At 62.4% G+C, this 12,933-nt stretch carries 10 protein-coding genes; 3 read left to right on the forward strand and 7 right to left on the reverse strand.

What is annotated here, in order from left to right; genetic code table 11:
- Positions 1-110 precede the first annotated feature (110 nt).
- Both CW354_RS23950 and CW354_RS15605 read right to left on the reverse strand, forming a co-directional pair.
- Complete coding sequence (locus CW354_RS23950) at positions 111-2,312, reverse strand: 3-hydroxyacyl-CoA dehydrogenase NAD-binding domain-containing protein (protein ID WP_104831013.1); 2,202 nt, start codon at positions 2,310-2,312, stop codon at positions 111-113.
- Between the two features lie 28 nt (positions 2,313-2,340).
- Complete coding sequence (locus CW354_RS15605; protein ID WP_104831098.1) at positions 2,341-3,549, reverse strand: acetyl-CoA C-acetyltransferase; 1,209 nt, start codon at positions 3,547-3,549, stop codon at positions 2,341-2,343.
- Positions 3,550-3,754: 205 nt separating this feature from the next.
- On the opposite strand from CW354_RS15605, the gene putA reads away from it, so the two are divergent.
- From putA to CW354_RS15620, 3 genes are all read left to right on the forward strand, one after another.
- The gene (gene putA, locus CW354_RS15610) at positions 3,755-7,438 is read left to right on the forward strand and encodes a bifunctional proline dehydrogenase/L-glutamate gamma-semialdehyde dehydrogenase PutA (RefSeq protein WP_104831014.1); all 3,684 of its coding nucleotides are present in this window, start codon (positions 3,755-3,757) and stop codon (positions 7,436-7,438) included.
- Positions 7,439-7,542: 104 nt separating this feature from the next.
- Positions 7,543-8,754, forward strand: a complete 1,212-nt coding sequence (locus tag CW354_RS15615; protein ID WP_104831015.1) for a sensor histidine kinase — start codon at positions 7,543-7,545, stop codon at positions 8,752-8,754.
- Positions 8,751-9,566, forward strand: coding sequence for a LytR/AlgR family response regulator transcription factor (locus CW354_RS15620; RefSeq protein WP_104831016.1), 816 nt, complete (start codon positions 8,751-8,753; stop codon positions 9,564-9,566). Before CW354_RS15615 ends, CW354_RS15620 begins: the two co-directional genes overlap by 4 nt.
- Here the strand turns inward: CW354_RS15620 and mobA are convergent.
- The 5 genes from mobA to CW354_RS15645 form a co-directional block, all read right to left on the reverse strand.
- Positions 9,563-10,120, reverse strand: coding sequence for a molybdenum cofactor guanylyltransferase (gene mobA / locus CW354_RS15625; RefSeq protein WP_165793758.1), 558 nt, complete (start codon positions 10,118-10,120; stop codon positions 9,563-9,565). The genes CW354_RS15620 and mobA overlap by 4 nt on opposite strands.
- A 12-nt stretch (positions 10,121-10,132) precedes the next feature.
- Positions 10,133-11,308 carry a molybdopterin molybdotransferase MoeA gene (locus CW354_RS15630; RefSeq protein ID WP_104831018.1) on the reverse strand — a complete coding sequence of 392 codons (1,176 nt, stop codon included), beginning with the start codon at positions 11,306-11,308 and terminating at the stop codon, positions 10,133-10,135.
- Positions 11,309-11,439: 131 nt separating this feature from the next.
- Positions 11,440-11,922, reverse strand: a complete 483-nt coding sequence (moaC, locus tag CW354_RS15635; protein WP_207764843.1) for a cyclic pyranopterin monophosphate synthase MoaC — start codon at positions 11,920-11,922, stop codon at positions 11,440-11,442.
- A 16-nt stretch (positions 11,923-11,938) separates the two neighbouring features.
- A complete protein-coding gene (gene moaB, locus CW354_RS15640; RefSeq protein WP_104831019.1) occupies positions 11,939-12,469 on the reverse strand; it encodes a molybdenum cofactor biosynthesis protein B in 531 nt (176 codons plus the stop codon).
- Complete coding sequence (locus CW354_RS15645) at positions 12,469-12,930, reverse strand: molybdenum cofactor biosynthesis protein MoaE (RefSeq protein WP_104831020.1); 462 nt, start codon at positions 12,928-12,930, stop codon at positions 12,469-12,471. The genes moaB and CW354_RS15645 overlap by 1 nt, the downstream gene beginning before the upstream one ends.
- Between the last annotated feature and the right edge of the window lie 3 nt (positions 12,931-12,933).

The raw sequence follows: 12,933 nt of genomic DNA on the forward strand, positions 1-12,933 counted from the left end.
AATCCGATTCGGGCGGGTTCCTAGCAACGCTTTTGCGGTGCGGCAAGCCTTAAAGGAAAAGGGCGGCCGAAAGGCCGCCCTCTTAACGAATATTATGTTTTGGCGACGGGTCAAGCCGCCTTTTTGTAGAGCTTGTCGCCAGCTTTCGCCATCTCGCGGAAGCTCTCCGGCGGGTTGAAACGGGAGCCGTATTTCTGAGCGAGGCTTTCGGCCTTCCTGACAAACGTCTCGACCCCGATCGTGTCGATATGGCTCATGGGCCCGCCGGTCCAGGGCGCAAAGCCCCAGCCGAAAATCGCGCCGAGATCGGCCGACTGCGGATCGGAAACGATGCCTTCGGCGTAGCATTGCGCCGCCGGAATAAGCTGGGCGTAAAGCAGGCGCTCCTTGGCTTCGTCGAGCGAAGGCTGCTCCGCCGCGACTGGGAAATATTCCGAAAGGCCGGCCCAGAGATGTTTCTTGCCGCCTTCGGGATATTCATAAAACCCGCCGCCGGATTTGCGGCCCTTGCGCCCGAGGTCTTCCACCATCTTCACGAGAAGGTCCTCGACGCCTGTGGGCTTGTAGTCGTCACCGAGTTCTTTCTTGGTGGAGTTCATGATGCGAAGCCCGAGCTCCAGCGAGGTCTCGTCGGTGAGCGCCAGCGGGCCCACGGGCATGCCCAGCGACTTCGCGGCGTTTTCGATGAGCGCCGGTTTGATCCCTTCGGCGACCATGAGCATCGCCTCGTTCAAGTAAGGCGGCACGACGCGGTTGGTGTAAAAGCCGCGCGTGTCCTTGACGACAATCGGCGTCTTCTTGATGAGGCGCACATAATCGAGCGCGGTCGCGAGCGCTTTGTCGCCGGTTTTACCGCCGGGAATGATTTCAACGAGCGGCATCTTGTCGACGGGCGAGAAAAAGTGAATGCCGATGAACTGGTCCGGGCGTTCGGAATGTTTGGCGAGCCCCGTGATCGGCAGGGTCGAGGTGTTCGAAGCGAAGATGACGTCCTTGCCAATCACCGCTTCGGTTTTCTTGATGACGTCGGCCTTGACGTCGGGGTCCTCGAACACCGCCTCGATAATGAGATCGACGTCTTTGAGATCGTCATAATCCGTCGTCGGCGTGATCCGCGCCAGCAGCTCTTCGCCTTTTTCCTTCGTCACCTTGCCGCGCGACACGCCTTTTTCGACGATCTTTTGCGAATAGCCCTTGCCTTTTTCGGCGTATTCGAGGTCGCGGTCGATCAATACGACGTCCGCGCCGCCTTTGGCGGTCACATAAGCAATGCCGGCGCCCATCATGCCGGCGCCGAGAACGCCGACCTTCTTGATCTCAGACGGCGGGACGTCTTTCGGGCGTTGTTCACCCTTCTCCGCCGCCTGCTTGTTGATGAACAGGGTGCGGATCATGTTGCGGGTCTGGTCGCTCGACAAAAGCTTCAGGAAATATTTCGACTCGACGCGGATCGCCGTGTCCATAGGCACGATCGAACCTTCATACATGCAGGAAAGGATATACTGCACGGCCGGGTAATTGTGCTGGGTCTGCTTTTGCGCCATGGCGTTGGCGCCGATGAAGAACTGCACGGCCCGCGGATCCATGGCGCCGCCGCCGCCCGGGAACTTGAAGCCTTTCTTGTCCCAGGGCTGCGTGGTTTTGGGATTGGCCTTCACCCATTCCTTCGCCTTGACGACGATGTCGTCTGCGGGAACGACCTCCTGAACAATGCCTTGCGCTTTCGCGGTCGCGGGATCGATGGGTTTTCCTTGCGTGGCCATCATCGCGGCGTTCTGAAGGCCGGCGAGACGCGGCAAACGCTGGGTGCCGCCGCCGCCGGGCAAAAGCCCGACCTGCACTTCCGGCACGCCGAGCTGGATTTTCGGGTTGTCCGCAACGACGCGGTGATGGCAGGCGAGCACAAGCTCAAGCCCGCCGCCGAGCGCAAGGCCGTTCACCGCCGCCGCGACCGGCTTGGCGTGCGCTTCGCCCTTCTGCAGCGCTTTCGCCGGGTGACCGCCGGTTTCCAGCTTGCGCAGCGTGGCGTTGAGCGCAAAGGCCGATTCAAACTGTTCCTTTTTGCTGGCGCCGCCGCCCATGCCGCCGCCGCCGAGCATGTTGAGATCGGCGCCGGCCAGGAACCCCGAGGGTTTGCCCGAGGTGATCACCGCGCCTTTCACATTCTCGTCGGCGATGAAGGCGTCGACCCATTTGGCGAAATCCTCCATCAAATCCGCATCCCAGACATTCATGGATTTTCCGGGAAGATCGATTGTGACGAGCGCGATGCCGTCGCCGTCAACGTCAACATTCATTGCTTTGTAGGTCATTGTCCGTATCCGTCCTGAATTCTTCTGGTTAAACGCGCTCGATGATCGTCGCCGTGCCCATGCCGGCGCCGATGCACAGCGTGATGAGCGCCGTTTCCTTGCCGGAGCGTTCGAGCTCATCGACCATGGTGCCGAGGATCATGGCCCCGGTGGCGCCCAGCGGATGGCCCATGGCGATGGCGCCGCCGTTTACATTGATGTCGGAATGATCGATGTCGAGCGCCTGCATGAAGCGCAGGACAACGGAAGCGAACGCTTCGTTCAGCTCCCAGATATCGATGTCCTTTTTATCCATGCCGGCGCGTTTCAGGGCCTTTTGCGCGGCGAATTCGGGTCCGGTGAGCATGATCGTCGGCTCGGACCCGATTGACGCCGCGGCTCTGATCCGCGCCCGGGGTTTCAACCCCAGCTTCTTGCCGATTTCTTCATTGCCGATCAGCACCGCCGCGGCGCCGTCGACAATGCCGGACGAGTTGCCGGCGTGATGGACATGGTTGATCTTTTCAAGCTCGGGATATCTTTGCGTCGCCACGGCGTCGAAACCGGGAAAGTCGCCGAGTGCGGCGAAAGACGGGTTGAGCGCGCCGAGCGACTGCATGTCGGTGTTGGCCCGCACTGTCTCGTCATGATCGAGCAGCACCTCGCCGATGACGTCCTTCACCGGCATGATGGATTTGGAAAAACGGTTTTCCTTCCAGCTTTGCGCGGCGCGTTTCTGGCTTTCGACCGCATAGGCGTCCACATCGTCGCGGGAGAAGCCGTATTTCGTCGCGATGAGATCGGCGGAGATGCCCTGCGGCACGAAATAGGTCTTGAAGGCCGTCGCCGGGTCCGTGGGCCAGGCCCCGCCGTCGGAGCCCATGGGCACGCGGCTCATCGATTCGACGCCGCCGCCGATGGTGAGGTCGGCTTCGCCGGCTTTCACCTTCGCCGCGGCGATATTGATCGCTTCGAGGCCGGAGGCGCAGAAACGATTCACCTGGATGCCCGAGGTGGTTTCCGGATAGCCGGCGTTCAAGACCGCCGTGCGCGTGACCACCGCGCCCTGTTCGCCTACCGGCGAGACGCAGCCAAGGGCGACGTCCTCGATCTCTCCGGCGTCGATTTCGTTGCGGTCGCGCACCGCCTGGAGCACTTGCGTCGCCAGTTCGACCGGCGTCACCTCATGGAGGGAGCCGTCCGCCTTGCCCTTGCCGCGCGGCGTGCGGACTGCGTCATAAATATAGGCTTCGGTCATTAGGGGCGTCCTTTCGGCCTTAAAGGTCTTGTCATCGTCAAACGCTTCGCCCGCGCGCCTCAAATCGCGGGGCTCGCCTCGTAGTTAGAACCCGCTGAGGACGCTGGCAATGGCGCAATGCAGCAAGGTTTGCGGCCTTCCTTCCCGGCATTCCCTTGGCTTTCGGGATGCGGTAAGCGGGACCAAACCGTCTCATAAGGCTGTGATGTCCCAAAACGCTCCATTAGCGCCCCTGCGCGCCCGTATTCGTGATCACTATCTTGCTCCCGAAGACATGCTGTTCCCGGCGCTCGCCGCTGCTGCGGGCCTTGACGACGCGACCCGCGACGAAGCCCAGGCCCGCGCGGCGGATTTCGTGCGCGCCGCCCGGGCGAATGCGGAGCGCTCGGGGCTGATCGACAAATTCCTGCAGGAATACGGGCTGTCGACGGCTGAAGGGGTGACCCTGATGCGCCTTGCCGAGGCGCTGCTTAGAACCCCGGACGCGACGACCGCCGACAGCCTCATCGAGGACAAGATCGAGGCCGGCGACTGGGGCGCGCACAAAGGCAAGAGCCCTTTCCCGCTGGTCAATTTCTCGACCCGGGCCTTGATGCTCACCGCCTCCTGGCTCGACGAGATCGAGGCGAAAGATCCCTTAGGCCGCATGGCCAAGGCGACGAAAGACGCCCTCGACCGGCTGGGCGAGCCGGTGATCCGCGCCTCGGTGGCGCAGGCCATGCGCATCATGGGCGAGCATTTCGTGCTCGGCGAAACGATCGAGTCCGCCCTGAAACGCGCCCGGCGTTTTGAAGACAAGGGTTATGTCTTCTCCTACGACATGCTTGGCGAAGCGGCGCACACCGACGCCGATGCGCTGAAATATTTCGACGATTACAAAACCGCCATCGCGGCGATCGCCAAACATTCAAAACACGACTACGCCCCGGCCAATCCCGGCATCTCGGTGAAGCTTTCGGCGCTGCATCCGCGATATGAATACGGCAAGAAGACGCGCGTCCTTTCCGAACTCGGGGGCCGGGTGTGCGACCTCGCCATCGAAGCCAAAGCCGCCAATATGGGGTTTAATATTGACGCGGAAGAAGCCGACCGCCTCGATCTCTCCCTCGACATTATTGAGCAGTTGATGCGCGACCCGGCGCTTGACGGCTGGGATGGCTTCGGCGTCGTCGTGCAGGCCTATCAGCGCCGGGCGCCTTACGTCCTCGACTGGCTCGCGGCGCTGACGCGCGAAACCGGCCGGCGGATCACGGTCCGCCTCGTCAAGGGCGCCTATTGGGATTCCGAAATCAAACGCGCGCAGATGATGGGGCTTGAAAGCTATCCCGTCTTCACGCGGAAAGCGCTCACCGATGTGAGCTACCTCGCCTGCGCGCGCAAACTCTTCGACAATATCGACGTCTTCTTCCCGCAATTCGCCACCCACAATGCGCTCTCCGCCGCGATGGTGCAGAAAATGGCGGGCGCGCATAAAGATTACGAGCTGCAGCGTCTTTACGGCATGGGCGAGGCGCTGCATGACAGCCTGATTGAGACCGGCGCACGCTCGCGCATCTATGCGCCGGTGGGCGGGCACCGGGAGCTGTTGCCCTATCTTGTACGCCGGCTTCTTGAAAACGGCGCCAATTCCTCCTTCGTCAATCAGCTCATCGATCCGGATTTGTCTGTAGACGACGTGGTCGCTGATCCGCTGGAAGAGATCGCCGGCCTTTCCGCTTACGCCAATCCGCATATTCCGGCGCCGCGCGACACGCTCGGCGGCGAACGCCTTGCCGCGAAAGGCTGGGACGAGACGCACCCGCCGACCGCCGAGCAGATGTCGCCAGCGGCGCGCAGTATGCTGGCGCCAGTGGAGGCGCAACCGATCGTCAATGGCGAAACGCTCTCCGGCGCGCGCGTGTCAGTAACCAACCCCGCTTTCGAAAACGATCCCGTGGGCGCCGTTCACAACGCCGGCGAAGCCGATGTCGACGCGGCTTGCGACGCCGCCGCTGGTTACGCGAAAGACTGGGCTGCAACGCCCGCGGCGGAGCGCGCCGCGCCTCTCCGCCGCGCCGCGGACATGCTTGAAGACCGCGGCGAGCATTTCATGGCCCTCGCCATCTATGAGGCGGGCAAGACCTGGCCCGACGCCATCGCCGAAGTGCGCGAGGCCGTGGACTTTTTGCGGTATTACGCCGACCGCAGCGAAGAACTCCCCGGCGCGCCGCTGGGCGTCGTCGCCTGCATTTCGCCCTGGAACTTTCCCCTGGCGATTTTCCTCGGCCAGGTGAGCGCCAGTCTTGCCGCCGGGAATTGCGTCATCGCCAAGCCCGCCGAACAGACGCCGCTGATCGCTTTCGAGGCCGTGAAGCTCTTGCACGAGGCGGGCGTGCCGGCGGGCGCGCTGCATTACCTCCCGGGCGACGGGCCGTCGGTGGGCGCGCCGCTGGCCACGCACCCGCATGTCGCCGGCGTCGTCTTCACTGGCTCCATCGAGGTCGCGCATATCATCAAGAAAAGCCTCGTCGCCGCCGGCAAGCCCGATGCGGCGCTGATCGCCGAGACCGGCGGGATCAATGCGATGATCGTCGATTCCACCGCGCTCCTCGAACAGGCGGTGATGGACGTCGTCTCGTCGGCTTTCCAGAGCGCGGGCCAGCGATGCTCCGCCTGCCGAGTCGTCTGCGTGCAGGAAGACGTCGCTGAGCGTTTCAACGAAATGCTGGCCGGCGCAATGGCCGAACTCGCCGTGGGCGATCCGGCTGAACTTTACACCGATGTCGGCCCCGTCATCGACGAAGAGGCGCGCGAGACAATCCAGCACTATGCCGACCATATGAAATTTGAGGCGACGCCGGTCGCCTTTGCGCCGGAGCCCGATCATGGCGTCAGCGGAACCTTCGTCAGGCCCGCGGCCTTCGAGATCCGCAAGCTGTCCGATCTGAAGCGCGAGATTTTCGGGCCGGTCCTGCATGTCCTGCGCTTTAACGGCGACAAGCTCGACGGGCTCGTCGACGACATCAACGCGCTCGGCTACGGCCTCACCATGGGCGTTCACACGCGCATCGACGAAACCATGGAGCGCGTGGCGCGCCGGGCCCGCATCGGCAATGTCTATGTAAACCGCAACCAGATCGGCGCCGTTGTCGGCGTGCAGCCTTTCGGCGGCGAAGGGCTTTCCGGCACGGGGCCGAAAGCCGGCGGCCCGCATTATCTTTCCGCGCTTCAAGAGCGCCCGCGCCCTGACGGCGAAGCCCCGGCGCCGGTGATGGAAAGCGAAGAAAGCTCGCTTGAAAAAGCCGCGCGCGAAAATGCGCTCCATGCTTTGCGGGCCTGGAACGCCGTGGAGCGCGGACCCGTGCTCGACAAAACCATGCAGCGCCTCGACGGCGTTGATGAAAGCCTCGCGCGCGAAATCGCCGACGCGCATGCGGTCTTTGCAGCGAATACGGAGCTTCCGGGCCCGACCGGGGAATCCAACACGCTGAAACTGCGCGCCCGCGGGCTTGCGCTGTGTCTCGGCGGCGGCGGTCCGGACGGCGCCGATCTGAAACAAATGCTGCTCTGCCTCGCCGCCGGCAACACCGTCATCGCCGTTGAGGGCGACGCCGCGAAAAATCTCGCCGCCGCGCTCGCGGCCGCCGGCGCGCCCAAAGGCGCCCTCGCTATCGCCGGCCCCCACCTCTCTCACGCGCTCCTCAAAGACCCGCACATCCGCCTCGCCGCCTTTGACGGCGCCGCCGCGGGCCGCGCGGAAATCGAAAGGGTTCTCGCCCAGCGCAAAGGCCCGATCATCCCGCTGGTCTCAAGCCTCGACGCCCCCTGGCGCTTCGCCGCCGAACGGGCCTTAACCATCAATACGACCGCGGCGGGCGGCGACGTCAGATTGTTGTCCCTGGGGGAATAGGGCTACAATTCCTGTTTGAAGACAGGCGCCTGCGACATTCATCGCATGTGAGGAGCGGTTCGCCGCAGCGCGCTTGGCGCACGCGGCGAGAGAGGTCAATTTCAATGAACAAGATCGAGACCGTGAATATGACCTCCATCGCAGCCTCCCCGGCCGGGGCGGGACCGTTCATCGACAGCGACGGGCGCAGCCGCGCCTGGATGAACTGGATCTTCGCCGACAAAGCCCGGATGTTCTGGATTCTCCAGATCGCCGGCTGGCTCGGCTTTTTCGCGCTGCATATTCTGAGCGTCTCGACCTTCGTCGCCGGCCGGTCGACGGACTCCCTCCTCTATTCCGTCGCCTCCTCTCTCATCGGCTTTCTGACGACCAGCATTCTTGCGCGCCCGATCTATCGTTTCGCGCGCCGTCAGGGACCGGCGCTCCTCCTCGTCATCGTTTTGACCTCGACCATCCTCATGGCCGTCGCCATGTCGGCGATGAAAGCGCAGACTTTCGGCATTCTCTTCGGCAACGCCTGGATGGATTTGCGCGGCGCGAGCCTCGGCACCACGAACTATCTTCTCCTCATCGTGCCGGACCTGCCAGTGAACCTCTTCCTGCTCGGCTCATGGGCGGGCTTTTATTTCGGCGTCAACTATTACCTGAAACTCCGCAACGAGATGGAGCGCGCGATCCTGTCGGCGCGGCTCGCCGATCAGGCACAACTCAAAATGCTGCGCTACCAGTTGAATCCGCATTTTCTCTTCAACACGCTGAACGCGATTTCGACGCTGGTGCTCGAACAGGACGGTCGCCAGGCAAACTCCATGCTGACGAAGCTGTCGGCGTTCCTGCGCTACTCTCTCGACAGCGACCCGTTGCAGAAAACCTCCCTCGCCGAAGAAGTGCGCGCACTCGAACTTTATCTCGCCATCGAGAAAACCCGCTTCGCCGACCGGCTGAATGTCATCTTTGACATCGACGAGGACGCCATGAGCGCCTATGTGCCCTCGCTCATCCTGCAGCCGGCCATCGAAAACGCCATCAAATACGCCATCGCCCAGATGGAATCGGGCGGCGAGATCCGCATCGCCGCGAAACGCGAAGGAAACATGCTTTGCATGAGCGTGTGCGACAACGGCCCCAATGCGCCGGAAGACCCGTCGGCGCTTTTGAGAGACGTCAAAACCGGCGTCGGTCTCGTCAATATGCGCGACCGCCTCAACTATCTTTATCAGGACCGCGGCGATTTCCGCCTCCGCCATGTGGAGCCCCAGGGGCTTTGCGTGGCGCTCAGAATTCCGTTTGAAACACGGGGGAACCCATCCTCATGACCGATGAAAAAATCCGAGTCCTTCTCGTCGATGACGAGCCGCTCGCCTTGCGCGGCCTCAAACACCGATTGCAGAATTTTCCGGAAATCGAGATCGTCGGCGAATGCTCGAACGGTCGCGAGGCGGTGAAAGAAATCAAGGCGCAATCGCCGGATCTCGTCTTTCTCGACATTCAAATGCCGGGGCTCGACGGTTTCGGCGTCGTGCGCGCGATGATCGGCGCGCCGGCGCCTCTCTTCGTCTTTGTCACCGCCTACGACAAATACGCCATCGATGCTTTTGAGGCAAACGCCCTCGATTACATAGTGAAGCCAGTGGAAGAAGAACGCCTGAACGACGCCCTCCATCGCGCCCGCGAAGCCCTCAAAAGCAAAGCCGCCGCAGACCGTGAATCAAAGCTCATAGAAATGCTGGCCTCGCTGTCCGACGACGACCGCGACCGCATCAAGGAGCTGATCGCCGATCCCGATTGGTCCGACAAACAGCGCTACACCGAGCGCCTGTCCTTTAAGGACGGCTCGAAAGTCGTCGTGCTTGACGCCCATGAAATCGAATGGATCGATGCGGCGGGCGATTATATGTGCATCCATGCGCGCGGAAAGACGCACATCATCCGCGAAACCATGAAAGCGCTGCAGACTCGGCTCGATCCGGCGCGTTTTCAGCGCGTGCACCGTTCCGCCATCGTCAATATCGACCGGGTGAAGGAGCTGCACCCGCATTCGAACGGCGAATATTTCCTTATTCTCGACAACGGCGCCGAGCTGAAACTCTCGCGGTCTTATAAAGACGTGGTGGCGCGGTTTCTCTAACCGCGAAGCTGGTCTTCGGCGCGTTTCAGGTCTTCCGGCGTGTTGATGTTGAGGAACGCCTTTTCGTCGGCGAAGAGGACGCGGCGCGCGCCGATTTCCGCCGCCAGCGCTTTTAAGGACAGCCCTTCCCCTTTCGGCGCGGCGTCAAGCGCCGCGCGCAAGGCGTCGTTGCGCCACCAGGCGAAGGTTGGATGAACGCCGCCCGCCGTCGCGGCGATGACGCATTTGCCTTGCGCGGAAAGCCGTTTGAAAAGATCGTCCGGCGCGAAAGGCCCGTCCGCGGGCGCCGTCAGGAAACCGTCCGCCTGCGGCGCGTTTTCTTCGATCCACTTGAGCGCCGCCCACAACCCCGCAGCCGGGCCCAGCGGGCCGTCTTCAAGATCGGGAAGCGCTGTGAGGCCGGTTCCGTAATCATGGGGACCGGAAATCAGGATGCGGTCGACTTGCGGGGTAAGGCGCGCCGCGGCGCGGTCGATCATCCGTTCGCCCAGAAGTTTCAACGCGCCCTTGTCGGCGCCGCCCATGCGCCGCCCGCCGCCGCCGGATAAGATCACCGCAATCCGCATTCAGCGCAGCCAGACGAATTCGACTTCGCCGTCAACCTCAAGAGCGGGCGCATGGGCCGGACGGCGGATCAGGGCGTTGGCCGCGGCGAAGGGAAAAAGCAGCGAGCTGTCCTGGTTGGGCGCGGGTGCAATCCGGCCGTTCTTTGCTTCCGCCCGCAGATAGGCCTCGCGCCCGCCATTGGCGGCCAGCGGCGCCGCAAGCCGCGCTGTCGCAAAAGGCGCGGCCCAAGTCTCGCCCGCAAGGCGGCGCACCAGCGGCTGCACGAAAAGCGCCGCCGTCACCAGCGCCGAAGCGGGATTGCCCGGCAGGCCAACGACGCGCGCGCCTTTTAACGCGCCGCACCAGGTAGGCTTGCCGGGACGCACGGCGACTTTTTCAAAGCGGATCTCGCCGCCTTCTTTCGCAAAAGCCGATTTCACGTAGTCGTAATCGCCCACCGAGGCGCCGCCCACAGGGACGATCACATCCGCTTCCGCGCCGCGCCGGAAATAGTCGCGGATCGATTCCTCGTCATCGGACGCACAGCCGAAATAGGCCGCCTCGCCGCCCCAGGCCGCGATCATGGCCGACAGCGCGTAATGATTGGAATTGACGATCTGGCCGGGCTTTAAATCGGTTCCCGGCTCCATTAGTTCGTCGCCATTGGAGAAAACCGCGACTTTCGGGCGTCGACATACCGAAATTTTCACGATATTCGCCGCCGCAAAGATCGCGCCGTGGATTTCATGCAGCCGTTCCCCTGCATGGGCGAGCACATCGCCTTCTTTGAAATCGATCCCCGCCGCGCGGATATTGCGCGGTTTTTCTTGAGACGCATTGACGGTGATTGTCTCGCCGTCGCGCGTGACGTCTTCCTGAATGATCACATGATCGGCGCCTTCAGGGACGGCGGCGCCGGTGAATATCCGCACCGCCTCTCCTTCGCCCACCGATCCGTCAAAAGGCGCGCCCGCCGGCGCCTCGCCCATAACCTTGAGCGCCGCGCCTTGCTTCATGTCAGCGAAGCGCACCGCATACCCATCCATCGCCGAGGCGGCGAAAGGCGGCTGCGTCAGCCGGGCGATCACATCCTGCGCGGCGATGCGGCCCGTGAGGCCGTTTAGAGAAACGCTCTCCGCCGAAAGCGCTTCCGCATCCGTCAAAACAGCCGCAATTGCTTCTTCGACGCTCAGCATAAAAGACAGCGTATCCTTTAAAAATCTCTCCGCTCATTCCCGCGAAAGCGGGAATCCACAGCAAACTTTTCTGGATCCCCGCTTTCGCGGGGAAGAGCGGGAATAAAAATCATGTAAGCATAAAACATGGCTTAGCCGTCCCGCTTGAAGTCGCCGGACTTGCCGCCGGCTTTCTCGATCAACTTCACGTCCTCGATCACCATGGATTTATCGACCGCCTTCGCCATGTCGTAAATCGTCAAGCACGCCGTCATTACGGCGGCAAGCGCCTCCATCTCGACGCCGGTCTTGCCCGTGGTTTTGACGTCCGCCGTCACCACATAGGCGTGCGCCGCGTCGTCCGGCTCGATGCGCACATTGAGCCCCGTAATGGGCAGCGGATGACACAGCGGGATAAGATCGCTCGTGCGTTTGGCGCCCATGATACCCGCAAGTTCCGCGACGGACGCCACGTCACCTTTCTTGACGCCGCCTTCGCGCACGGTTTTGTAACTCTCCGGCGTAAACACAACCCGTCCCTGAGCGACCGCGCGGCGCGCCGTGTCGTCTTTTGCGGAGACGTCAACCATGCGCGCCCGACCGGCTTCGTCGAAATGGGTGAGGTCTTTGGTCACTTATTTTTCCATCAAACTATTTTTCAGTGAGCCGGGGCATCAGCTCCACGAGGTTGCAAGGCTTGTGGCGAGAATCGAGCTGATAGGAAATCACCTTGTCCCAGCCGTCTTTCACCGCGCCGTTGGAGCCCGGCAGGCAGAAGATAAACGTGCCCTTCGAGACGCCGCCGCAGGCGCGCGACTGCAAGGTCGAAAGCCCGACGCTCTCATAGCTCACCTGGTGAAAGATCACCGAAAAGCCTTCGATCTCTTTTTCGAAAAGCGGGCGGACAGCCTCCACTGTCACGTCGCGGCCCGTGAGCCCGGTGCCGCCGGTGGAAATGACGACATCGACAGTCGGATCCCCGATCCAGCCGCCGACAATTTCCTTAATGGCTTTCACATCGTCGCGCACCAGATCGCGCGCAGCCAATTCATGGCCCACCGCTTCGATCCGCTGCTGAAGCACGTCGCCGGAGGTGTCATTGGCGCGGGTGCGGGTGTCCGTGACGGTCAGCACCGCGATGCGCACCGGCTTGAATTCCAGCTCTTCATTAATGCCGTGCATTATTCTTCCTCGTCATCTTTCCAGCGGGCGGCGTCCTTATAATCCGCATCCCGGGGCTCGATCCACGCCTCGCCGTCCTCGCGGATTTCCTTTTTCCAGAACATGGCCTCGGTTTTGAGGTAATCCATCAGAAAATCCGCCGCCTCAAAGGCGTCGCGGCGATGCGCAGCAGCGACGCAGACCATGACAATGGGCTCCCCGGGGCCGAGCTCGCCGACCCGGTGGATGATCAGCACGTCGTCGATCGCCCAGCGTTTCGCGGCTTCCTCTTTGATCTCGGCAATGGAGCGTTCGGTAACGCCGGGATAATGTTCGAGATAGAGTCCCGTAACGGCGCTGTCGCCCGCCGCCTCGCGCACTTTGCCGATAAAACTCACCACAGCGCCGGCCGCCCCCGCCTTGGTCTCGAAGACGGACAGCTCCGCCCCGGGGTCAAAGGGGTCTGTGCAAACTCGAATCATAGG

Source organism: Hyphococcus luteus, from assembly GCF_002943565.1.
Lineage (GTDB): Bacteria > Pseudomonadota > Alphaproteobacteria > Caulobacterales > Parvularculaceae > Hyphococcus > Hyphococcus luteus.